General features: G+C 71.6%; 19 protein-coding genes and 1 tRNA gene. 9 read left to right on the forward strand and 11 right to left on the reverse strand.

Annotated features, from left to right (window positions below):
- The first annotated feature begins 579 nt into the window (after positions 1 to 579).
- The gene (locus GVV76_RS08510; protein WP_159523262.1) at positions 580 to 1,443 is read left to right on the forward strand and encodes a hypothetical protein; all 864 of its coding nucleotides are present in this window, start codon (positions 580 to 582) and stop codon (positions 1,441 to 1,443) included.
- A gap of 398 nt (positions 1,444 to 1,841) precedes the next feature.
- Positions 1,842 to 2,690, forward strand: a complete 849-nt coding sequence (locus GVV76_RS08515; RefSeq protein ID WP_159523264.1) for a hypothetical protein — start codon at positions 1,842 to 1,844, stop codon at positions 2,688 to 2,690.
- 943 nt (positions 2,691 to 3,633) lie between these two features.
- Here the strand turns inward: GVV76_RS08515 and GVV76_RS10705 are convergent.
- The gene (locus GVV76_RS10705; protein WP_413227740.1) at positions 3,634 to 3,897 is read right to left on the reverse strand and encodes a helix-turn-helix domain-containing protein; all 264 of its coding nucleotides are present in this window, start codon (positions 3,895 to 3,897) and stop codon (positions 3,634 to 3,636) included.
- 72 nt (positions 3,898 to 3,969) lie between these two features.
- Between GVV76_RS10705 and GVV76_RS10710 the strand changes: the two genes are divergently transcribed.
- Positions 3,970 to 4,326: a helix-turn-helix transcriptional regulator gene (locus GVV76_RS10710; RefSeq protein WP_413227741.1), complete on the forward strand. Its 357-nt coding sequence runs from the start codon at positions 3,970 to 3,972 to the stop codon at positions 4,324 to 4,326.
- On the opposite strand, the gene GVV76_RS08530 is transcribed toward GVV76_RS10710, so the two are convergent.
- The 4 genes from GVV76_RS08530 to GVV76_RS08545 form a co-directional block, all read right to left on the reverse strand.
- Positions 4,288 to 4,359 (reverse strand) — tRNA-Asn (locus GVV76_RS08530). The two genes, GVV76_RS10710 and GVV76_RS08530, sit on opposite strands and share 39 nt — an antisense overlap.
- A gap of 91 nt (positions 4,360 to 4,450) precedes the next feature.
- Positions 4,451 to 4,918, reverse strand: coding sequence for a hypothetical protein (locus tag GVV76_RS08535; protein ID WP_159523267.1), 468 nt, complete (start codon positions 4,916 to 4,918; stop codon positions 4,451 to 4,453).
- A 140-nt stretch (positions 4,919 to 5,058) separates the two neighbouring features.
- Positions 5,059 to 7,053 carry a DNA primase gene (gene dnaG, locus GVV76_RS08540; RefSeq protein WP_159626389.1) on the reverse strand — a complete coding sequence of 665 codons (1,995 nt, stop codon included), beginning with the start codon at positions 7,051 to 7,053 and terminating at the stop codon, positions 5,059 to 5,061.
- A gap of 191 nt (positions 7,054 to 7,244) precedes the next feature.
- Positions 7,245 to 8,534: a deoxyguanosinetriphosphate triphosphohydrolase gene (locus GVV76_RS08545; RefSeq protein WP_159626438.1), complete on the reverse strand. Its 1,290-nt coding sequence runs from the start codon at positions 8,532 to 8,534 to the stop codon at positions 7,245 to 7,247.
- Between the two features lie 295 nt (positions 8,535 to 8,829).
- On the opposite strand from GVV76_RS08545, the gene GVV76_RS08550 reads away from it, so the two are divergent.
- Together GVV76_RS08550 and GVV76_RS08555 are read left to right on the forward strand one after the other, a co-directional pair.
- Positions 8,830 to 10,056, forward strand: a complete 1,227-nt coding sequence (locus GVV76_RS08550) for a glycosidase (RefSeq protein WP_235905206.1) — start codon at positions 8,830 to 8,832, stop codon at positions 10,054 to 10,056.
- A gap of 177 nt (positions 10,057 to 10,233) precedes the next feature.
- Entirely contained in the window at positions 10,234 to 11,259 is a 1,026-nt protein-coding gene (locus GVV76_RS08555) for a LacI family DNA-binding transcriptional regulator (RefSeq protein ID WP_159523269.1), read from the forward strand.
- Between the two features lie 22 nt (positions 11,260 to 11,281).
- On the opposite strand, the gene GVV76_RS08560 is transcribed toward GVV76_RS08555, so the two are convergent.
- Positions 11,282 to 12,490, reverse strand: coding sequence for a glycerate kinase (locus GVV76_RS08560; protein ID WP_159626391.1), 1,209 nt, complete (start codon positions 12,488 to 12,490; stop codon positions 11,282 to 11,284).
- A complete protein-coding gene (locus GVV76_RS08565) occupies positions 12,487 to 13,875 on the reverse strand; it encodes a dipeptidase (protein ID WP_159626393.1) in 1,389 nt (462 codons plus the stop codon). The genes GVV76_RS08560 and GVV76_RS08565 overlap by 4 nt, the downstream gene beginning before the upstream one ends.
- Before the next feature lie 19 nt (positions 13,876 to 13,894).
- On the opposite strand from GVV76_RS08565, the gene GVV76_RS08570 reads away from it, so the two are divergent.
- Both GVV76_RS08570 and GVV76_RS08575 read left to right on the forward strand, forming a co-directional pair.
- A complete protein-coding gene (locus tag GVV76_RS08570; RefSeq protein ID WP_159523272.1) occupies positions 13,895 to 14,506 on the forward strand; it encodes a DUF3043 domain-containing protein in 612 nt (203 codons plus the stop codon).
- A 73-nt stretch (positions 14,507 to 14,579) separates the two neighbouring features.
- The gene (locus tag GVV76_RS08575; protein ID WP_159626395.1) at positions 14,580 to 15,593 is read left to right on the forward strand and encodes an aldo/keto reductase family protein; all 1,014 of its coding nucleotides are present in this window, start codon (positions 14,580 to 14,582) and stop codon (positions 15,591 to 15,593) included.
- Between the two features lie 56 nt (positions 15,594 to 15,649).
- Here GVV76_RS08575 and GVV76_RS08580 read toward each other — a convergent pair whose 3' ends face one another.
- Positions 15,650 to 16,705, reverse strand: coding sequence for a quinone-dependent dihydroorotate dehydrogenase (locus GVV76_RS08580; protein WP_159626397.1), 1,056 nt, complete (start codon positions 16,703 to 16,705; stop codon positions 15,650 to 15,652).
- Between the two features lie 91 nt (positions 16,706 to 16,796).
- On the opposite strand from GVV76_RS08580, the gene ypfJ reads away from it, so the two are divergent.
- On the forward strand, positions 16,797 to 17,705 hold the full coding sequence (ypfJ, locus tag GVV76_RS08585) for a KPN_02809 family neutral zinc metallopeptidase (protein WP_159523275.1): 909 nt from the start codon (positions 16,797 to 16,799) through the stop codon (positions 17,703 to 17,705).
- Positions 17,706 to 17,735: 30 nt separating this feature from the next.
- Here the strand turns inward: ypfJ and GVV76_RS08590 are convergent, their stop codons facing one another.
- From GVV76_RS08590 to GVV76_RS08600, 3 genes are read right to left on the reverse strand one after another with little or no spacing between them, the layout of a single operon-like run.
- Complete coding sequence (locus GVV76_RS08590) at positions 17,736 to 19,013, reverse strand: lysophospholipid acyltransferase family protein (RefSeq protein WP_159626399.1); 1,278 nt, start codon at positions 19,011 to 19,013, stop codon at positions 17,736 to 17,738.
- A 47-nt stretch (positions 19,014 to 19,060) separates the two neighbouring features.
- The gene (locus tag GVV76_RS08595; protein ID WP_159626401.1) at positions 19,061 to 20,002 is read right to left on the reverse strand and encodes a phosphatidate cytidylyltransferase; all 942 of its coding nucleotides are present in this window, start codon (positions 20,000 to 20,002) and stop codon (positions 19,061 to 19,063) included.
- A 7-nt stretch (positions 20,003 to 20,009) separates the two neighbouring features.
- Positions 20,010 to 20,651: a CDP-alcohol phosphatidyltransferase family protein gene (locus GVV76_RS08600; RefSeq protein WP_235905207.1), complete on the reverse strand. Its 642-nt coding sequence runs from the start codon at positions 20,649 to 20,651 to the stop codon at positions 20,010 to 20,012.
- A 191-nt stretch (positions 20,652 to 20,842) separates the two neighbouring features.
- Between GVV76_RS08600 and GVV76_RS08605 the strand changes: the two genes are divergently transcribed.
- The gene (locus tag GVV76_RS08605) at positions 20,843 to 21,664 is read left to right on the forward strand and encodes a MerR family transcriptional regulator (RefSeq protein WP_159523280.1); all 822 of its coding nucleotides are present in this window, start codon (positions 20,843 to 20,845) and stop codon (positions 21,662 to 21,664) included.
- Positions 21,665 to 21,682: the final 18 nt, after the last annotated feature.

A 21,682-nucleotide genomic window follows, 5' to 3' on the forward strand; every position in this document is an offset into this window, starting at 1 on the left:
GGGAGGGGGGAGGAAATCGCGCGGGCGGGGGATGATTCACAGAAATGTGAAGCACGTCCCTCTCTTCCCCGCGGGTCGGCCGGCGGGGCTCTTGGCAGCAGCCGCCTCCTGCCCCTGGTTCGCCCTCCCCGGGTCGGCCGGCGGAACTCTTGACAGCAGCCGCCTCCTGCCCCTGGTTCGCCCCCGCGGCTCGGCCGGCGGGCCAAGAGGACGGTTTCTGCTGGTCACACTGGTACCGCCGAGACGAAGATCCTGATCGCTCACGGCTGGGATGCCCGGGCTGCGCCAGGTAATGACGCCGTCGTGGGTCTGGTGGCCACAGCGCCCGCTCGCCGCTCATCGAGAAGCGGCAGTAGGCCTTCCATAGGGCAACTGTGGGCCGCCCAAAGCAGCGCTGGGCCGTCCAGGGCAGCGCTAAGCCATCCAAAGCAGCGCTCCCCGCGTTGCTCTCGACGGCCCTTCGGTGCTGCAAACGGCCCCGCGTTGCTCTCGGCGGCCCACCGATGCCCTCAACGATCCAGCAGCACCCAGGCCGGGTCCCGCGCAGGACGTCCAACAGACCAGCGACTCGGCCCACCGATGCCACAAACGGCCCAGCGCTACTCTCGACGGCCGACCGATGCCGACAACGGCCCCGCGTTGCTCTCGGCGGCCCAACGCTGTCCTCAACGGCCTACCGACGCCGCCCACCGATGCCGACAACGGCCCACCGATAGCAACAACGCGAAGAGCCCCGGACCTTGGGTCCGGGGCTCTATCCGCTCCCGCGAGCGGACTCGAACCACTAACCGATGGAACATCGTCGAGGGCAATGGCCTTGTCATCAGTGACGAGAGTTATGCCGCCCTCCTCGAATCCGCCGTCTGGCTGATCGATATCAACAGGCTCATCGACACTCTCGAACGGGTCGGCCGCAGAGTCCGCCCCTTCCGCCGCAACTACCCGATCTGGGTCAACAGCACCCTCGCCATCGGCAAGGCCTGGTCCAACTTCTACTCCCCGGAAGAGGTGTGCCCGCAGTCCGCCATGGACTCCCTGGACTCCCTCGCCGAGGTCCTGGACATGCTGACCCCCGCCCCGGGCAACCAGACCCACGAGCAACTCATGGATCTTGCGAACCAAATCTCCGAGGGCATCGAGAACGACCCGACTCTTACCGACCAGCTCCGCATCCACCTGCAGCGAGTGGTCAACCACCTGCGCAACTGCCTGGCCAACCCCGGCGCCTACAACCTTGCCGACTTCGCCGAGGCCGCAGACGACGCGGTCACCGCAGTCAAGGCCGCAGCAGGAGAGAGCACCGACAAGACGTGGAAAGAACGCTGGAGCAAGATCAGCACCCTTGTCGCCTACCCGACCATCGCCGGCCTGCTCACCAACGGCGTCAGCACGGCGGCCGGGGAAATCGCGAGTCACATCCTCAAGGCCATCGGCCAGGCATGAAGGCCTGAGCGGATCCAAGCCCATATCCAGGGCCGCCTCATCGACCGCGGTCAGAACATCGAGCTTCGCCCGCAAGTACCCCACGCGCTCCCCAGCAGGAACATCACCCGCTTCAAGACGCATCACCCGGCGAGCAACCCGAACCAGTGCCTCCCTATCCGGCTCCTCATCAGCCAACGAAGGCCACGAGGCACCATCAGGCCTGAACGCAGAAGCAATCTCCTCCTGGCTCAACTGTCGACTCGCCTGAGAAACAACCCCATCACCAGTCAGGAACGCCATCACGCCACCTCCTGACCGAGGCCCGAGGGATCCGCCTCGGTAGGCTCCGAGGCACCACCACCCGACGACGCCGCACAGCCACACGCAGCGCCGTCACCGCCTACCGAGGAGGAGTCATGAGCGAGACCAGGCACATCCCCCTGTCCGTCCGCATGGGCAAGAGACCGCCCTTCGAGCCCGTCGAGGGCGTCCCCGACTTCCTGTGGGAGCCGCTTCAGTTGTGGCTCATCGACGCCCTCGACGACGAAGGACTCGCTCGTTTCCTTGCCCTGAGCCTTCACATCCCGCTGAGGTCCGACTACGTCGGAAAGGATGCCGTCACTCTCTTCGTCGGGCAGATCGGGTACAACAGATCGCGCCGTGACCTCGACGCCCTCGACCTCGTCGACAACCTGCTCTCCCGCGGTCTCGGGGATGCGGACGTCCTGGACCTCATGCTCGACTTCGCCGGGCACGAACTGCGCGTGGCCCCCGACGGAAGCGGGCTCGTCCAGCGCCTCGACCCGAGCACCTGGGCGCTCTACACCAGAGCCACCAGCCCCGACGACAAAGCGAGTGAGCTTCTCGCGGACGCGTGGCGCCTGGCCTTCGGCCGCAACCCCGACCCCACCGCCGGCTGGGGCCAGGCCATCAAGGCCGTCGAGACCCTCCTCAAGCCGATCACCACCCCGGCGGACTCCAAGGCCACGCTCGGGAAGATGACCCGCGCGCTCACCGACAACCCGTCGAAGTGGGCGTGCCGACTGCCCGAACGCGCCTACAAGACCAACGGGCAGGGGACCGTCAAACCGCCGCTGGAGATCCTTGCGAACACCCTTCGCACCATCGGCTACCAGCCGGGCCGCCACGGGGGCGACCACACGGACAAGACCGACCAGGTCACGGCACGCAGCATGGTGCTGCTCGCGACCACCGTGGTGGCCTGGCTTCGGGATGGGGTCCTCCGCCTGAACGAGACCCCGTGAGCAACGCATCTCACGCAGGATGCCCCACAAGTACAGACGGGCACCATCAACGGTGAGCCAAGCCGGCGCGGCGGTGGGGGAACGCAGAACGAAGCGCTTCCCGTCCACCTGCCAGTCGACGAGGATGTCACGCGTGGCGCCCACAGCATGCCGGACAGCCTCCACATGGTCGTCCATGGCCAGGGCCTCATCGCGCACCCGATTCAACTTCAGTTGAACACGAGACGGCAGCATGGTGCGAAGCTCCGAGTAAGCACCCATCACGCCACCCCCTCAGTCGTCTCACCACGAGAAGTGGCTAGGATCCGGCGCATGGACGATCTCCTGACCCGCATAGGCGCGGTGGCCGGTGTACTGACATTCCTGCTCGTGCTCTGGCAGGAGGTGAGGAGTCGGCAGAAGCTGCCGATCCTAGAGATCAAGCCGCTCTTCCCCTCAACGCTTATCGACGGGAGATACAGAGACCAGGGCCTCGTGCGCAACACGGGGGGAAGTCGATGCCAGCGGGGTGCTCCTCTTCGACCCATGCGATAGAGAACTTGGTGCGGTCGCATCGCTCGCTCGGGTTCCGATGGGCGGCCAGGAGCAGTTCAGGTCCGCCCCCATCAACGATGAGACATGGTTCCTGGTCATGATGCGTCACCCCCACCGGCATGGGAAATACCTCGTGACCTGGCTGCCCGCCGTCCCAAACTCGGAACTGGCGGCCACAAGATTTCGAGTTCTCGCGCGTCCTTGGTGGCGCCACCTAGAACTGCGTCCAGCACATCGCATGCACGTCGCACCTGGAGCGCGAGTGACAGCGACATGGCCGTCTGAGCCGCGAGCGCTGCTGCGAGCCCGACAGCGCTATACACGTCGGGCCGAGCGAGCAGCAAGACGAACAGGGCGAACGCGGCGACAGCGCACCACACAGGACGACTGAGCGAACGACGCAAGACCATCACGCCGCCTCCCCACCAGAGGAGGCCGCGAGCGCGGCCGGGACCTGCGGGACCGAGGCGAGTCGCGCTCTGTACGCCTCGACATCATCCGGATTGAAGCGGCGCTGGCCCCCAGGCGTCCGCCTGACTGGGATCTCTCCTCGGTCGGCGGCTCGGACGACGGTGTCACGGCTGACCCCGAGGATCGCGGCAGCCTCAACAGAACTGAGTGAGGATCGCTTGTTCAAAGCATGCTTGCTCATGGCGAGCAACATACGCGGCATGTGCCGTCAGGTCAAGCATGCTTGGGTAACAAGCGCATTGCGTGGGTTGCGCGGTTGTGGCACACTCTCACCATGAGCATCGCACCACAACCGTCTTCGCTTTGGATTCCGAAGTGGACACTTGCTGACTACCTGCGCAAGGCGCGTCTCGAAGTGGGCATGTCGCAGCGAGACTTCGCCGCTGCGCTCGACGCCAAGCCCGGCACCTACGCGCAGTGGGAGGCGGGCAACACCCAGCCGCGCGACGTCGTCGCACTGGCGAAGCGGATCGAACTGCTGACCCGGATTCCCGCTGCCTGGATTCTGGGGCTGATGGACGGTCCACAGCCCTCACCAGACGGTCTCGGGAACGACGGAACCCCGGCCGTTGTGGCCGGGGCCCGTGGTGGGCTCCCGCGGCTGGACTCGAACCAGCAACCGTCCGATTAACAGTCGGATGCTCTGCCATTGAGCTACGCGGGAAAGGCGCTGAGCGCGGATAGAACTCTAGCAACACCGAGCCGGGGCGTCGAATCGTGCCGCGCCCGTGAATGCGCGCCAGACCGGGGCAAAGTCAGCGTGTGTCCAGACCCACACTGTCGCGGGCCTGCCGTAGGAGGGCCTCGAGCTCGGCGCGGTCCTCCGCCGTCGCCGCACTGGCGGGCTCTGGGGAGGCGACGGCGTAGAGGGCCCCGTCGGCGTCCCGCCGGATGGCAATCCGCGCCTGGGCTCCGCTGGGCAGGCTCCTGGTGACAAGGTGGACGAGGGAGGCCTCCACGCGCTGGCGCAGCGCTCGGGCGAAGCGGTCGACGGCGACGGGGCGGGCCGCGCCCCCCTGCTCGATCCGGGCGGGGACCGTGAGGGCCAGGCGCTGCTCGGGGGCGTCGGAGAGCGTGAGGGTGAAGGCACGGGCCTCGGCGTCCCAGGAGCCCTTGTCGATGCGGTCCCAGGGGTGCTCGGCGGCCAGGGCGTCGGCCGACACGATGACCAGACCGCTTGTCATGGCGACGGCCCAGGACTCCCCCGCCTCATCGATCGGCACGGCGCCCAGGAGCCTGCCCTGGGGCAACTGGGCCCGGCAGGGGGCTGGCAGGCCGGCGGGCGTGAGTCCCCCGCGCCGCCAGCGCCGCGGGCGCCGCTCGTCCTCATCTCGCCCGTGGGGTCGGGGCCAGCGCGCCGGGCTCATGGGCGCTGCCCGATCCGTAGGCGGCGGCGCTCCAGGCCGGTGATCTCCTCGAAGAGATCCCGGTAGCCCTCGTCCTCGGGGCTCATGCGCCGGTGCCGGGCGCGCAGTTCGGCCAGGCGGCGATTGATGTCGAGCCGCACCTGGGCGGCCAGGACGCCCTCGGCGTAGCGGCGCACCGCCTCGGCGTCGAGCTCAGGGGATTTGCCGCGCGGCGCGGGCAGCGGCAGGGGGGCGACGACGAGCTCGGTGATGGCGGAGTCGACGGAGGTGATGGCCCCGCCACGCACGAGGTCGATCCAGTGGCGGATCGCGCGGGACTGGGCCTCGCGCGGCTCCATGCCGGCGGCGCTGGCGCGCTCGACGAGACCCGGCAGCGTGCTGGTGCCGCCAGCGGCCTGCACGGCCTCGAAAACCGCGCGGTGGATCGGGAGGGTGAAGGAGGCGGGGGCGATGTCGTCAGCGCCCGCCCGCTCGGCGACGAGCGGCATCTGCAGGATGACCTCCAGGGCCTGGCGCTCCAGGGCGGCCACCGGGTCATCCGCCGCGGGCAGGCCCGGGCGCGCCGCCGTGGCCGGCTGACCGCCGTCCTCCGGGGGCGGATCCTCGGCGCGCCAAGCGCGGCCCTCGTAGGCGCGCACGGCGGCGCGGGCCTCCTCGTTGGGCATGCCGACCCAGCCGGCCAGGCGCCGCGTGTACTCGCGGCGCAGGGCCCGGTCACGGATCCCGGCGACCACGGGCGCCGCGGCCCGCAGCCCAGACACGCGCCCCTCGGCGGTGTCAAGGTTGACGCTGCCCAGGGAGGTGCGGATGACGAATTCGAACAGGGGGATGCGCCGGGACAGCAGGCGCGGGATGGCCTGGTCGCCCTCCGCCATGCGCAGGTCGCAGGGATCGTAGCCGTGGGGGTCGACGGCGACGAAGGTCTGGGCGGCGAAGTGCTGGTCCTCGGCGTAGGCCCGCATGGCGGCCTTCTGACCCGCGGCGTCGCCGTCGAAGGTGAAGACGACCTCACCGCCGCGCGCGCGGTTGCCGGAGATGACGCCCGCGGAGGGATCGGCGACATCCCCCAGCAGGCGGCGCACGATCCGCACGTGCTCACTGCCGAAGGCGGTGCCGCAGGTGGCCACGGCGGTGGGCACGCCGGACAGGTGGGCGGCCATGACGTCCGTGTAGCCCTCGACGACGACGATCGAGTGCTCGCGGGCGATGTCGCGCTTAGCGAGGTCGAGGCCGTAGAGGACCTGGGCCTTGTGGTAGATGGCCGTCTCCGGGGTGTTGAGGTACTTGGGGCCCTTGTCCTCCTCGGAGAGCCGCCGCGCCCCGAAGCCGAGCGTCGCGCCGGTGACGTCGCGGATGGGCCAGATGAGCCGGTCACGGAAGCGGTCGTAGACGCGGCGGCCGTCCTGACCGCCCTGGGAGCACAGGCCGGATTCCACGAGCTCGGCCTCGGTGTACCCGGCGTCACGCAGGCGGCGGGCGAGGTTGTCCCATCCGGCCGGGGCGTAGCCGACGCCGAAGCGCTCGGCGGCGAGGCGGTCGAAGCCCCGCGAGGTCAGGAAGTCCCGCCCGTGCTGGGCGGCGGGCGTGGCGAGCTGCTCGATGAACCAGGCCTCGGCGAGGCGGTTGGCGTCCAGGAGCCGCTGCCGGGTGCCCGGCTCGACGCCGCGGCGTACCTGACCGCCGCCCTCCTCGTAGCGCAGTTGCACGCCGACCCTCCCCGCGAGGTGCTCGACGGCCTCCGCGAAGGGCAGGTGGTTGATCTTCTGGATGAAGGAGATGACGTCCCCGCCCTCACCGCAGCCGAAGCAGTGGTACATGCCCACCTGGGGCCGGACGTGGAAGGAGGGGGTGCGCTCATCGTGGAAGGGGCACAGGCCCTTGAGCGAGCCGACGCCGGCGGGCTTGAGGGTGACGTGCTCGGCGACGACCTCATCGATCCGGGCGCGCTCGCGCACCGCGTCGATGTCCTCGCGCTTGATCAGTCCCGCCATGGCGCCATCCTACGTCCGGGCACTGACAGGCTCCGACGAGCGGCGGCTGGCGCCATCAGGCCCCGAGGAGCGCCGCCAGGAGGCCCGGGGCGGGGCCGGCGGCATGAGCCGACCGGGCCGGCAGGGGGCGCGGGGCGGGCCGGTGAAGCCGGGTCCGCCGGGCCCGCCAACGGCCCGCGAGCCGCCGATGCTCACAGCCCGTCGGGGATCTCGGAGAGCATCCCGCAGATGCGGGCGTGCCAGGCGCGGGCGGAGGTGTCGGTCAGCGAGGCGATCTGGTCGATGACCGCCCGGGTGCGCCCGGCATCGTCGTCCGCGGCCCGCCAGAGCCCGGCGAAGATCGGATCGAGGTGCTTGTCCCCCGACTCCAGGAGGGCGTCCGCCAGGTCGAAGATCTCGGTGCGCTGGATGAGGTAGACGCGCTCGTGCTCCCGGGGCGCCATGACGTAGCGGACGGCCGCGCCTTTGAGGACGAGGATCTCGGCGGCCGTGGAGGCGGGGATGACGAGGTCGGCGGCGTAGCGGGTCAGCGGGCCGTCACCGGCCACCGACCTGGTGGCCGCGGCCACCGCGCCGACGAAGCGGCCGATGAGCTGGCTCGTGAGGTTTTTGAGGGCGGCGGCGTCGGCGATGCCGTGATCGTAGGAGTCGATCCAGTACGGGGTCCCGGCCAGGCGCTCCCAGGCGGCGCCAAGCTCGTCGGCGCTGAAGGCGGAGCCGTACCAGGCCCGCGTGGCGCCGACGATGCCGTCGATCTCGCCAGGGCGGTCCAGGGCCCCCGGGTCCATGCGCCCCAGCGCGACGGCGTCCTCGACGTCGTGGACCGAGTAGCCGATGTCGTCGGCCAGGTCCATGATCTGCGACTCGATGCAGCGCCGCCCAGCCGGGGCGCCCGCGCGCATCCACTCGAAGACATCCCGGTCGGAGTCGTAGACGGAGTACTTCCGGGCGCTCTTGCCGTCCGGCCCTCCCGGCCCCTCCCCCTTGGCCCAGGGGTACTTGGCGACGGCGTCGAGGCTGGCACGGGTGAGATTGACCCCCAGGCCGCGCCCCGCGGCGTCGATGGTCTTGGGCTCCAAGCGGGTCAGGATGCGGAAGGTCTGGGCATTGCCCTCGAAGCCGCCGATCGAGCGGGCGACCTCGTTAAGCGCCTTCTCCCCGTTGTGCCCATACGGCGGGTGGCCCAGGTCATGGGAGAGGCAGGCGGCGTCGACAATGTCGGGATCGCAGCCGAGTTCCTGGCCGAGGGCCCGTCCCACCTGCGCGACCTCCAGTGAGTGGGTGAGCCGGGTGCGCACGAAGTCATCGGAGGCGGGGCCGAGCACCTGGGTCTTGGCCCCCAGGCGGCGCAGGGCGGAGGAGTGCAGCACACGGGCGCGATCGCGCTCGAAGGGGGTGCGCTGGGGGTTCTTCGCCCGCTCAGCCCAGAAGCGCTCGGCGTCCTGCTGGCCGTAGCCCGCTCGGCCGCCGGGCGCCGGCAGCGGGAGGCCGGTGTCATCGCTGTGCGCTGGGAGGGTCACCAGCCCAAGGTAGCGCACGCGCCCTTAGCGACTGGCGCAGGCGTGCCGGGGCGACGGGCCTGGGAGCCGCGCGCCGACGGGCGTGTGATGCGACTCCTGGTGGGAAAAGGTGGGACGACCTGCGCCTGACGCCCGGCATTGGTATGGTCAGTGCACCCGAGGCGCCCCGATCCCCGACGGGTCCTCTCTCACTCTATCCTTGGCGCGCTGCCGGGTCGACGCCGCGCTCGCGCTCGATGGAAGGAAGCCGGCTGTCATGACGACGACAACCCTGGTCCATCGTCCCCAGAGCAACGATCACGCTTGGTGGAGAGGCGCTCAGGTCTACGAGCTCAACGCCCCGGTGATCGGCCAGGTCGATCATGACCAGGCTGTCAGCCTGTTGGACCACGCCAAGTCGCTGAGCTGTGACGGCGTCCTCGTGCGCCCCAGCCTCTTCAGCCTGGGGGACCCCGGTCTGGAGGACCTCCGCCGCTTCTCCGACGCCGCCCACGCCCGGGGCCTGCGGGTCATCACCCGGCTCTCGGGCGCTCTCGGGCCGGTCACCGGCCGGCACGCGCATGACGACAACCCGCTGACAGCCGGCCAGGAGGCCCTGGGGCCCGGGCTCATCGAGCGCGCGGAGGAGTTCATCGACGCCGGTGTTGACGGCATCGACCTGGGCGCGATCCTCCCGCCCGAGGCCAGCGAGGAGACCAATCTCGACCTGCTGAGCCGGACCTGCGCGGAGCTGCTCATGCTCGTGAGCTCCTCGACGCCCGATGGCATCCTCGGCGCGGACGTCACCGCGGAGTACGGGGACAGCCTGCGCCACCACTTGCAGAAGGACTGGTTCCACCACCTGCGCAATGACAGGCTCTTCCTCACGCGCTGGGACGCCGACTCGATCACCCGGCACCTGACGGCCTCACTGGAGGAGTACGAGCGCTTCGGCGCCCCTCCCGCATGGCGCGTCATGCCCCCGTACCGCTACCGTCCCGAGCTCGAGCCGAGCGACGACCGCCGCTGGTTCGTCACGGACCGCGCCACGCGCCTGCGCCGTGGGACAGCCCTCCAGACGCTCATGCTGGCGCTGCCGGGAGCCGTCTACCTCCGCCAGGGGGACGAGGTCGGCATCCTCGACGACGACAAGGACGACAGCCCGTTGGCGCTCGTCGGCGAGGTCAACCGCCTCGCGGCCGAGCAGGGCGATCTGCTCGGCTCCCCGGTGGCGACCGTTCGTCACGCCTCCCGTCTGCGGCGGGACAGGCAGCTCCCCGACGCCCCCATGGCCTTCGTCTCGGGGATGGGGTGGTGCCCGGATGACGCCCTGGCGATCTTGGTGCGGGACACGCTCGTCCTGGCCAACACCACCAGCGCCTCCATCAGCCTCCCCGAGCACGCCGAGGTGCTGCTGGCCTCGCATGAACTCGCCCATGCTGATGGCCGCCTTGTCGTGCCGCCCACGACCACGGTGTGGTGCGTGGCTGACACCGTCGCCTGAGCCGGGCGCCCCGCATCGCGCCGGGAAGAGCCGGGCCTGCCGCCGTCACCGTCCCCAGGGCGCCGTCGTTGGGCGGGAGGGCGCGGGATTGCGAGCGGTCCCGGTGGGCGAGACGTAGAGTCATCCCAGAAACCATGCATCGGCTCGGGCCGATCATCCATGCTCGAAGGAGGAGCAGTGGCGCAGCGCATCACGCTGACGGACATCGCCGAGCAGGCGGGTGTCTCGACGGCGACCGTCTCCCGCGTGCTCAACGGCAAGTCGAACGTGGCCGACGAGACCCGGCGGCAGGTGCTGGCAGCCCTCGACGTCCTGGGCTATGAGCGCCCCGAGTCCGTGGACAACCGGTCCCGCGGCCTGGTGGGCCTCATCGTCCCCGAACTCAGCAACCCGATCTTCCCGCGTTTCGCCCAGGAGATCGAGCAACTGCTCACCCCCAGCGGGCACACCCCGGTGCTGTGCACCCAGACGCCCGGCGGGGTCAGCGAGGACGAGTACATCGAGATGCTCGTGGAGCGGGGCGTGTCCGGCATCGTGTTCGTCTCCGGGCGGCACGCGGACACGACGGGCAATGTCACCAGGTACCAGAGGCTGCGGTCCCGGGGCGTGCCCCTGGTGACGCTCAACGGCAACGCGCCCATGATCAATGCGCCCGGGTTCACCACCGATGACCGGGCCGCGGCGGCGATGGCCGTGGAGCACCTGGCCAGCCTCGGGCACCGGCGGATCGGATTCGCCACCGGCCCCGCGCGGATGGTCCCCGCCGTGCGCAAGCGCGTCGGCTACGAGGAGGCGATGCGGGCCTGCTGCCCGGGCGAGCACCTGCGGATCGCGGAGAGCCTCTATACCTATGAGGGCGGGGCGACGGCGGGAGCCGCCCTGGCGGAGCAGGGATGCACCGGCATCATCTGCGGGTCGGACATGATGGCCCTGGGCGCGATCAAGGGAATCCAGTCCACCGGCCGCGCGGTCCCCACTGACATCTCCGTTATCGGTTACGACGACTCCCCCCTCCTGGCGATGACGCACCCGCCGCTGACGACGGTCCGCCAGCCGGTGGAGGCCATCTGCCGGGCGGCCGTGTCCACGCTGCTCGCGGCGATCAGCGGGGAGAAGCCCGTGGACGTGGAGATGACCTTCATCCCGGACCTCATCGTGCGGGGCTCGACCGCGATGGCCCCGGGGATCGCCGCGCTGCGCTGAGGCGGCGCCGTCGGCCCACCGCTCAGCGGGACCAGGTGCGCGCTAGTCGCTCCCCCAGACCCTCCAGGCGCCGCGCGATCACGCGTGGGCCGCCGTCGAACCACTGCCCGCCGTCGCCCGCGGGGGTGAGCGCGTACTGGGAGACGATGCCCGCCGCGGCGAGTTCGCCGCGGGGAACGGCTGAGAGCCCGGTGACGAGGACCGCGGGAAGCGCCAGTCGGGATGCCGCCGCGCCGACCACGTCGACGACCGAGTCGGCCAGGATGTCATAGGCCTCCCCGACGGCGGTGATGACCAGGTCAGCCTCCTCCGCGGCGGTCTCGAGGCCCGTCAGTCCCGCCATGACGCGGGCCCCGGGGAGCGCTCGGGCCCCGAGCGCCCGGAGGATGATCGCCGCTCCTCCCCCAGCGCCCGTCCCCCAGGCCGAGGGGCGCAGCGGCTCGTCCCGGTGGCCCTTAGCGCCCATCCCGGCACCTGGCGCCTGGCCGATCGGGAGCGCCTTGGGGGCGTGATCGCCTCCGGCGAGGGCGGGCAGGAGCGCCGAGGCCCAGGAGCAGGCCCCGCGGTCGAGATCCTGGACCACGGCTGGGGCGAGCCCGGTCAGGGCGATGAGGCCCTGTCCCGCCCCGTTCATCCCGCCCAGGGGCGAGGTGTCGGCCAGGGCGAGGACGACGTCGCGCCCGGCGATCAAGACGCGGGCCCCCTCGGGCCCGCCGAGGGCGTCGAGCAGCCCAGCGCCGCCGTCGTGCGCCGCGGCGCGCGCGAGCCCGACGACGAGCACGTCGCCCTCCCGGGCGCGCTCCAGCGCCTGGCGCACGGCCTCGCCGAGGCCCCGGGTGCTGCCGCGCTGCGCCTCGCGGCCCGCCTCCCGGCGATCGGCGGGCACGGCGCTGGCACTCGCGGCGTCGAGGACCCACGTGGCGCCCCCTAAGCCCTCGCCCCTGGCTCCCGCGGCGCGCGCGAGGCGCACGAGGGGCGCCTGCCGCGCCTGGCCCAGCGGGCCCGGGACGTCGAGGACGGCGCGGTCCTCGACGGCGCTCGGCTGGATCGCGGTAGTGAGCTCGGGGCCGCCGTCGGCAATCGGCAGGAGCGCGAGGGCATCGTCCGGGCGGGCGCGCGACCACCCGCGGGCCAGGGCCTCGGCGACGCCGCGGGCACCCAGTCCGAGCCCGGCGATGGGCGCTCCCCCGGGCTCGGGGCTCATCGCCCCCGGGGCGAGGAGGACCCTCATGCCTCGATGGCCCCGCCCAGGCACGCTAGGAGGAGGGCCTCGGAGACGACGATGCGCTCCAGGTCCCCCAGGTGCATCGACTCGTCCTCGCTGTGCGCGCGGGTGTCCGGGTCCTCGACGCCGGTGACCAGGACCTGGGCGTCGGGGAACGTGGACTGGAGGGTGGCGATGAAGGGGATGGAGCCGCCCTGGCCGATGTCGACGGCCTCGACTCCGAAGCCGGTGGTCAGGGCCCAGTGGGCGGCGCGTCCGGCGGGCGTGTCCGAGGAGCCGTGGAAGGCGGGGCCCGCCTCGCGCCCGGTGACGGTCAGGCGCGCGCCGAAGGGCACGTGGGACGACAGGTGGGAGGTGAGAGCCTCGATCGCCAGCCCGGGGTCCTGCCCGGGGGCGATGCGCATGGAGATCCGGGCGGTGCAGGAGGGGGCGAGCACGTTGCCGGAGCGCTCCAGGGGAGTGACGTCCATGCCGATGACGGTGATGGTCGGCTTGGTCCACAGTCGGGCGGTCAGGTCCCCCGTGCCGATGAGCTCGACGCCGGGCAGCACGCCGGCGTCGGCGCGGAAGTCCTCCTCGGGGTACTCGGGGAAGTCGGGGGCGGCGGTCGACTCGCTGACCAGGCCGGGGACGGTGACGTCGCCCGCGTCGTCGTGGAGCGTGGCCACGAGCCGGCACATGGTGGTCACGGCGTCCAGGACGGGGCCGCCGTACTGGCCCGAGTGCAGGGCGTGGTCGAGCACGTCGATGCGGGCGTCGACCTGGACGACGCCCCGCAGCGAGGTAGTGAGCGCCGGGACCCCGACCCTCCAGTTCGAGGAGTCGGCCACGATGATGACATCGGCGTCGAGCCGGTCGCGGTGGGCGGCGAGGAAGGCCTCGAAGGACGGCGAGCCGACCTCCTCCTCGCCCTCGATGTACACGGTGACGGAGCAGGGCAGCTCCCCGCCGCCGAGTTCGCGCAGGATCCGCAGGGCGTGGGGGTGGGTGACGACGCCGGCGCCGTCGTCCGAGGCCCCTCGCCCGAAGAGGCGATCACCGCGCCGCTCGGCGACGAAGGGGTCGGCCTGCTGCCAGGCGGAGGGGTCGCCGACGGGCTGGACGTCGTGGTGGGAGTAGATGAGCACGCGCGGGGAGCCGGCGGGGCCATCGGCGTGGGCCAGGACCGCGGGGCGGCCTGGCGTGCCGTCGGGGCAGTCCACGCTGGTCACCTCGGCCTCCAGCCCGGCATCGCGCAGGAGACCGGCCACATGCTCGGCGGAGCGGAGCACCTCGGCCTGGTCATGGCTGGAGGCAGAGACCGAGGGGATGGCCACGAGATCGGTCAGATCGGAAACGATGGAGGGGAAGGCGTCGCGCACCGCGGCGCGGATCGAGTCGACGGTGATCATGGTTTGCAGGGTATCGCGGATGAGCCGCTACCCTGAGCCGGTGAAGCTCTTCAAGAAGAACGAGGCTCCCGCTCCTGAGCCCGAGACGACGCCGTCCAAGGCCGGGGGGAAGGGCCGCCCCACTCCCAAGCGCAGGGACGCCCAGGCCAAGCGCCTGCACCCGGTGGTGCCCACGGACCGCAAGGCCGCCAAGCGTGAGGCCCGGGCGAGGCGCGACGAGGCGTGGGAGCGCCAGCGCCGGGCGATGGAGACCGGGGATGAGCGCTACCTCCCCGCCCGGGACAAGGGACCGGTCAAGCGCTATGTCCGCGACTACGTCGACGCCCGCTTCTCCGTGGGTGAGTTCTTCATCCCCGTAGCCTTCACCGTCCTCATCCTGGGCCTTTTCGGGCAGTCGATGCGGCAACTGATGCTGTGGCTCATGCTCGGCCTGTACGCGCTGACGCTCATCATGATCCTCGACGTCATCGTCTGCTGGCTCATCCTGCGCCGCCGCCTCGACGCCAAGTTCGGCCGCGAGGCCTGGACGTCCCAGGGCCGGGTCTTCTGGTACATCATGGCCCGCTGCGTCAGTATGCGCCGCATGCGCCAGCCCAAGCCGCAGGTGGCCCGCCGCCAGTACCCGGAGTGATGACGCGCCGGTTCAGTACCCCACCGGCGCGAGAGCCCTTCCAACCAGGCGCGCCTCGGGCTAGCGTCGGGGCATGGTCACTTACCGCCACCTGGGCTCATCCGGGCTGAAAATCACCGAGATCACCTACGGCAACTGGATCACCCACGGCTCACAGGTCGAGGCGGACACCGCCATCGACTGCGTCCACACCGCGCTGGACCTTGGGATCACGAGTTTCGATACCGCCGACGTCTACGCCAACACCGTCGCCGAGGAGACCCTCGGGCGCGCCCTGGCCGGGCAGCGCCGGGAGTCCCTGGAGATCTTCACGAAGGTCTACTGGCCCATCGGCCCGAAGGGCCCCAATGACGTGGGGCTGTCCCGCAAGCACATCATGGAGGGCATCAACGGCTCGCTGAGGCGGCTCGGGGTGGACTACGTCGACCTCTACCAGGCGCACCGCTACGACTACGAGACCCCGCTGGAGGAGACGATGCAGGCCTTCGCGGACGTAGTCCGCGCGGGCAAGGCCCTCTACATCGGGGTCTCGGAGTGGACGGCCGAGCAGATCCGCGCCGGCCAGGCGCTGGCCTCCCAGATGGGCTTCCGCCTGGTGTCCAACCAGCCTCAGTACTCAGCGCTGTGGCGGGTCATCGAGGGCGAGGTCATCCCCGCCTCCACCGAGTTGGGGATCGGCCAGATCGTCTTCTCGCCCATGGCTCAGGGGGTCCTGTCCGGCAAGTACCTGCCGGGCGCTGAGCCGCCCGCGGGCTCTCGCGCCGCCGATGACAAGGGCGGCAAGGGCACGATCGCCAGGTGGATGCGCCCCGAGGTCCTCACCGCCGTCCAGCGCCTGCGGGGCGTGGCCGAGGAAGCGGGCCTGACCATGCCGCGGCTCGCGATCGCCTGGGTCCTGCAGAACCCCGCGATCTCGGCGGCCATCGTGGGAGCCTCGCGCCCCGAGCAACTGAGGGACACGGTAGGGGCCTCCGGCGTCGTCCTAGACGAGGCGGTGATGCGGGCGATCGATACCGCCCTCGGCGACGTCGTCACGCGCGATCCGGCTTTGACCCGCGCCGTCTCCCCCAACCCCCGCCCGGCCTGATCGCCCCGGCCGGCCCCGCGCGCCGAATCCCGCCCCCTCCGGTCGAAGAAGGCGGCTCAGCGCACGGGGCGGCGGGCGTGGGAGACGGCCAGGGCGCGGTTGATGCGGCCGGGCCAGGCCGGGCCGTTGTAGATGAAGGCCGAGTAGGCCTGGAGGAGGTCGGCGCCGGCCTCGAGCATGAGCTCGGCGTCCATGATCGAGGAGATGCCGCCGACGCCGATGATCGTGGGCCCCTCCCCCAGTCGCGCGCGCAGGCGGCGCACGACCTCCAGGGCCCGGGGCAGCAACGGCGAGCCGGACAGGCCCCCCTCACCCAGGTCATGGGCGATGGTGGTGTTGGTGGCCACCACGCCGTCGAGCTCCAGCTCGCGCACGAGGTCAGCGACGGCGTCGATGTCCTCATCGGCCAGGTCCGGGGCGATCTTGACCAGGAGCGGCACGCGCCTGCGCGCGGCGGCGTCCCCGGCCTCGCGCACGGCGATGAGGATCGGCCTGAGGGACTCCACGCTCTGCAGGCTGCGCAAGCCGGGGGTGTTGGGGCTGGAGACGTTGACGACGATGTAGTCGGCCCAGCGGGCCACCCGGGAGGCCGAGTAGCGGTAGTCCTCGACCGCGTCCTCAAGCGCGGTGGCCTTGGTCTTGCCGATATTCGCGCCCACGACGATCGAGCGGCCCCTGGGCGTCGAGCGCAGGGCGCGCAGGCGGCGGGCGGCCTCATCGGCGCCGTCGTTGTTGAATCCCATGCGGTTGCGGATCGCGCGCATCTCGGGGTAGCGCCACATGCGGGGCTTGTCGTTGCCGGGCTGGGCGCGGGCGGTGAACGTGCCGACCTCGATAAAGCCGAAACCGAGCATATCCAGGCCCTCGACGGCCCTGCCCTCCTTGTCCATGCCCGCGGCCAGGCCCAGGATCCCGGGAACCGGGCGGGCGAAGGGGCCGCCCTGGGAGGCGCTGGGCACGGGCAGGCTCGGGCGGCGCCCCCACATCTGGCGCACGAGGTCGCGCACGATGGGAACGCGCCCGGTGGCCTCGATCGCGTCCAGGCAGATGTCGTGGATGATCTCGGGATCGATTCGCGTCAGCACGGTCTTGTACAGCAGGTCGTAGAGCACGCGGCCAGCCTACCCGTGCTCTACCAGTACCCTGGTGCCGTCACGCGCCGGAGGGCCAGTCCCCCGGCTCCCGCACCGCATCGGAGGAACCGTGTCCTTCAACTCTGGCATCGAGCTCGACCCGAACCGGGTCTCGACGCGATCGACGGGGCGCCGCGGCGCCGCCATCGGCGGCGGGTCCGTGCTGGCGGTCATCGCCGTCATGCTGCTCTCCCAACTCACCGGCGTGGACCTGACCGGCCTGGTGAGCCAGGACGACGGCGGGGGCGCCGCTCAGACGGGCTCATCCTCGATCGACACCTCGATATGCACCACCGGCGAGGCCGCGAACAAGCACACGCAGTGCCGCATGGTGGCCACCGCCGAGTCGCTCGACGCGGTGTGGGGCGAGCAACTGCCCGCCCAGGACGGGCGCGCCTACACCAAGCCCGGCTTCGTCCTGTGGAACGGCAACCGGGTCTCCACCGCCTGCGGGTCCGCCAGCAGCGCCGTGGGTCCCTTCTACTGCCCCGGCGACTCCACCGTCTACCTCGACATGTCCTTCTTCTCCGACATGGAGTCCCGGCTCGGCGCCAATGACACGCCCCTGGCCGAGGAGTACATCGTCGCCCATGAGTTCGGCCACCACATCCAGAACCTCCAGGGAACGATGAGCAGGACCGACCGCTCCGGCACCGGCGCCGACTCCGACTCCGTGCGCACCGAGCTCCAGGCGGACTGCTACGCCGGCGCCTGGGTCCACCACGCCTCCACGGCCAAAGACCCCGAGACCGGCAAGCCCTTCCTCAAAACGCCCAGCGATGAGGAGATCCAGACCGCCCTCAACGCCGCCTCCGCCGTGGGCGACGACCACATCCAGCAGCGCTCCGGGGCCGGCGTCAACTCGGACTCCTGGACGCACGGCTCCTCGGAATCCCGCGTGCGCTGGTTCAAGACGGGCCTGGCGAAGGGCGACCTCAGGGCCTGCGACACCTTCGCCGTCGACGCCTCCCGGCTCTGAGGGCCGCGCGGGCCGCCGCTCTGACCGCGCTCAGCGCTCCCAGTGCTTGATGACGCGGCTCAACAGCATGCCGAAGGTCGCTCCCGTCGCCACGAAGTAGGGGCCGAAGTGCTGGCGCACGAGGTTGCCCAGCGGCTTCTCCGCGACGACGATCAAGGCGGTGGACGCCGCCATGCGCGCCGCCCGCTCCCCCGTCGCGTGGAGGGCGACCCGCCCGAGGGGCAGCCCACGCCGACCCGACTCGGCGGCGAAGAGCTTGACGGGGATACCGGTCAGCGCCTGCATCCAGTAGCCCCTCGGGCCCCGATCCAAGTAGCGGGCGGTGGCCCCGCGCATGGCGGGACGCGTCCACGGGGCGGGTAGGCGCGCCCCGCGCGCGGCGAGGACGTGGCCCAGGAGCACGCCGCTGACTGATCCGGCGACGACGGCGGCGCCCCGTCGCCACAGCAGGCCGGGCTGGGTGATGCCGAGCCAGACCTGGCTCATCTCCGCCATGACGGGGAAGGAGAGGGCCTCGGCCATCCCCCAGGCGAACATGACGGCGTCCCCGCGCGCTCCGCTCATCGCCTGCGCGGCGATGGTGTGGATGTCGGAGACCGGGTAGGGCCGGCGGGGAACGCTCAGGAGGCCCGTGATCTGGGCTCGGGCCTCCTCGCTCACGGCCACGACGTCGTCGCTCGGGGGGATCGGCTCTCCGACCCGCACCTCGACGGGCGAATAGCGGGGCATGCCACCCTTCTTCGGCATGAGCTCGCGCGAGCCCACGAGCGCGACGGGCAGCACGGGGATACCGAAGTCCCTGGCCAGGCGGGCCGCGCCGGAGTGGAAGCGGCCGAGCTCGCCGTCGACGCTGCGCGTGCCCTCGGGGAAGATGAGAACGCTCATGGATTCGGCGACGCGGTCCTCCAGGACGCCGCGCAGCTCCTCGTAGGCGCCCTCGCCGTCGCGGCTGACAGGGTAGGCGCCGAGCAGGCCGCGGGCCACCAGTCGGCGCGAGCGCTTGACGAACCAGTAGTCCTGAGCGGCCACCGTCACCACCCGCATCATGGTCGGCGAGGCGCTCATCAGGGCGATCGTGTCCGCGTGGGAGCCGTGGTTGGCGACGACGACGTAGGGGCCGGTGGAATCGAACTCGCCCTCGACTCGCACCCCGCCGAAGGGCGCGATGACGGCGGTCCAGAACTTCTGGCGGGCGACGGCCCGCCAGGTGACCTTCGCCGGGGTGCGCACCACCGAGCGCAGGCGGGAGCCGGCCCTGCCGATCTCGGAGGCGCCCGGCAGGGTTGAGAGGGAGGATGGCAGTGGCATGGGAGCTCCTTCGGGTGTTCGGTCTGCTGGGATTGCCGCCGCGTCGATCAGGCGAGCACCGCGGCCAGGGGGAGGACGAGGAGGAGGGAGTCGACACGGTCGAGCAAGCCCCCGAAACCCGGGAGCCAGTCACCGGCGTCCTTAACGCCGGCGGTGCGCTTGATGAGGGACTCCAGGAGGTCGCCGAGCACGCCGCCTACGCCGATGGCGACGACCGCCCCCGGGCTCAGCGCGCCCAGGAGGGCCAGGACGACCACCGTGCCGGTGAGCGCTCCCGCCAGCCCGCCGACGGTCTTGTTCGGGGACAGGGGCGACAGCGGGCGGCGCGCCCAGGCGAAGCGGCGCAGGCCCGTCCCCCCGCACCAGGCGGCGACGTCGGCCGCCGCGGCGGCGAAGGCGATGAGGAAGGCGTCGTGCCACAGGACCACGAGATGGGCCAGGGACCAGCAGATCCACACGGAGGCGAAGCCCGTGATGCTCGCCCGGCGCAGCCCATCGGCGCTGTCCCCCTGAAGAACCGCGGGCAGGGCGCACACGAGCACCATCACCGGCGCGAGTGCGAGGAGGCTGGGACTGAGCCATGCGGACACGGGGTAGGCCACCGCCAGCAGGAGCAGCAGGAGGGTCTCAGCCCTGGGCAACCGCGCCAGACGGGCGAGCTCGCGGGTGGCCTGCGCGGCCAGGGCCGCGGCGAGCAGCGCCGTGGTGCCCTTTCCCGCCCAGATCGGCAGCCCGACGACAGGCACGATGATCGCCCAGGTCATCCACCGCTCGCGCAGCTCGGCCTTGTGGGCCAGCGCGACCGCCGCGCCGCTGAGCGCCAGTACCGCCAGGGTGACGCAGGCCAGCAGCACAGCCCTGCCCGTCAGGGTCAGCCCGATCCCCGGGATGGTGACGGACCAGGCGCGATCACCAAAGAGCATCCATTCGGCCCCGCCCGATGCGATGGCGGGGATCGGTCCTGCTGGGAGGAGCGGCAGTCCGGACATGGGGCCCTCACTGCGCGGGTCCGGCGCCCAGCGGGCTCCCGACCTCCGGCCGGGCACCGGGCGAGGGCAGCAGGCGGTGGGCGCGCGCCAGTCGAGTCCCGGCGGTGAGGATTGAGCCGGCGATGAGCAGCCATGCCGCGGGCGCCAGCCACGACGGCACGGCCGATGCGACGACGGCGATAAGGCATCTCTCGGTCTTCCCCAGCGGTCCGCCGTTGAGCCTCGGGGCGCCCGCGCCCGCGGCGGAGAGGCTGATGAATGTGGGCAGGGTGGCCGCGAGCGCCGCGATGAGCAGCGCGACGATGGTGGCCTGCGGGGCCCCGATCCGTGCGCCCAGGCCAACGAGCCCCGCCATCATGAGCAGGTCGGAGGCGCGGTCGCCGATCTCGTTGAGGACGAAGCCGAAGGGGCGGGACACGCCCCGGGCCCGGGCGACGGCGCCGTCGAGGTTGGCCCCGCCCAGCCGCGCGGCCAGCAGGAGGAAGGCGAGGGGCCACCAGCCCATGGCGATTGCGCCGGCGCCGAGGGCCCCGGCGATCACGCCGGCGAGGGTCCACGCGTCGGGGCTGATGCCGTGCCTCACCGACGCGTTGATGAGGAAGGTGAGCCTCCGGGTGTACCAGTGCTTGAGACTGTAGAGGGAGAGCATGACTCGAGGCTAGCAAGGCAGCGCCGCGAGATCGTGGAAAACGCCTGGGCACTGATGGGGAGCGCTGCACACGGGCGCCCGGGCGGGGCGCCCGGGGGCGCTCCGGGGCGGGGCGCTCCGGGGCGCGCCCGGATGCGCTGCGGGCGCCCTTTCCCGCGGCGGCGCCGCCCTCGTCCTGCCACACTGGGCGCATGCGAGTCGCGGAGATCGCCCGGCTGACGGGCACCACGGTGCGGGCGGTGCGCCACTACCACTCCCTCGGGCTGCTGCCGGTTCCCGCCGAGCGCGGTGGCTGGCGGGATTACGACCTGAGCCACGTGGCGCGCCTGTCGCGTATCCGCTGGCTGGTGCGGGCCGGGGTGCCGCTGAGCGCCGTCGCCCGTGTGCTCGACGGCGTGGAGGGGGGCGGTCCCGGCGCCGATCACGCGCCGCCCGAGGCGGTCGGCGCCGATGAGGATCCGGTGAGCCGCGATCTCGCCGCGGCCCTGACCTCCGTGGAGGCCCATTTGGAGGAGGTCACCGCTCAGCGCGACATGCTCGCCGCGCTGTTGGAGCGCTCTCGTGAGGGGATGTCGGTGAGCCCGATGCCCCCGCGCATGGCCGCGTTCTTCGATCGCATGGAGGCGGCGGCACCCGATGAGCGGACCCGGGCCGCTGTGAGGGCGGATCGCGACGCCGTCGATCTGGCCTGCTACCGGGGGCAGATGCCCGCGGAGGCGGAGTTCCTCTTCCCCGTCCCGGGCACCGATGATGACGCCGCCACCCTGGCGGACTACGGGAGGGCCAGCGAGGGGCTGGACGAGGAAGAGGCCGAGGCGATGGCCGCCGAGACGGTCAGCCGACTCATCCGACGCGCGGGGCCCGAGCGCCTGCGCGACCTGGCCCGGTCCGCGGACCGGGAGGCCATTCGCGCGGTCTTCCAGCTCTTCGCCTCCTTCGAGCAGTTGGGCTCCGTTTACGCCCGTGCTCTGGAGCGCAGACTGCTGGAGGCGATCGATAACTGGGGCCCGTAGCGCGGCCTGGGCTCCGGG

The organism is Actinomyces sp. zg296, from assembly GCF_009829695.1.
GTDB classification, from domain to species: Bacteria; Actinomycetota; Actinomycetes; order Actinomycetales; family Actinomycetaceae; genus Actinomyces; species Actinomyces marmotae.

Coding starts and splice junctions, on each gene's coding strand:
- GVV76_RS08595 (WP_159626401.1), bottom strand. CDS start 20,002: ATGTCCGGACTGCCGCTCCTCCCAGCAGGACCGATCCCCGCCATCGCA.
- GVV76_RS08550 (WP_235905206.1), top strand. CDS start 8,830: ATGACGACGACAACCCTGGTCCATCGTCCCCAGAGCAACGATCACGCT.
- GVV76_RS08590 (WP_159626399.1), bottom strand. CDS start 19,013: ATGCCACTGCCATCCTCCCTCTCAACCCTGCCGGGCGCCTCCGAGATC.
- GVV76_RS08570 (WP_159523272.1), top strand. CDS start 13,895: ATGAGCCGCTACCCTGAGCCGGTGAAGCTCTTCAAGAAGAACGAGGCT.
- GVV76_RS08565 (WP_159626393.1), bottom strand. CDS start 13,875: ATGATCACCGTCGACTCGATCCGCGCCGCGGTGCGCGACGCCTTCCCC.
- GVV76_RS08605 (WP_159523280.1), top strand. CDS start 20,843: ATGCGAGTCGCGGAGATCGCCCGGCTGACGGGCACCACGGTGCGGGCG.
- GVV76_RS08510 (WP_159523262.1), top strand. CDS start 580: ATGCCACAAACGGCCCAGCGCTACTCTCGACGGCCGACCGATGCCGAC.
- GVV76_RS08575 (WP_159626395.1), top strand. CDS start 14,580: ATGGTCACTTACCGCCACCTGGGCTCATCCGGGCTGAAAATCACCGAG.
- dnaG (WP_159626389.1), bottom strand. CDS start 7,053: ATGGCGGGACTGATCAAGCGCGAGGACATCGACGCGGTGCGCGAGCGC.
- GVV76_RS08515 (WP_159523264.1), top strand. CDS start 1,842: ATGAGCGAGACCAGGCACATCCCCCTGTCCGTCCGCATGGGCAAGAGA.
- GVV76_RS08560 (WP_159626391.1), bottom strand. CDS start 12,490: ATGAGGGTCCTCCTCGCCCCGGGGGCGATGAGCCCCGAGCCCGGGGGA.
- GVV76_RS10705 (WP_413227740.1), bottom strand. CDS start 3,897: ATGCCGCGTATGTTGCTCGCCATGAGCAAGCATGCTTTGAACAAGCGA.
- GVV76_RS08600 (WP_235905207.1), bottom strand. CDS start 20,651: ATGCTCTCCCTCTACAGTCTCAAGCACTGGTACACCCGGAGGCTCACC.
- GVV76_RS10710 (WP_413227741.1), top strand. CDS start 3,970: ATGAGCATCGCACCACAACCGTCTTCGCTTTGGATTCCGAAGTGGACA.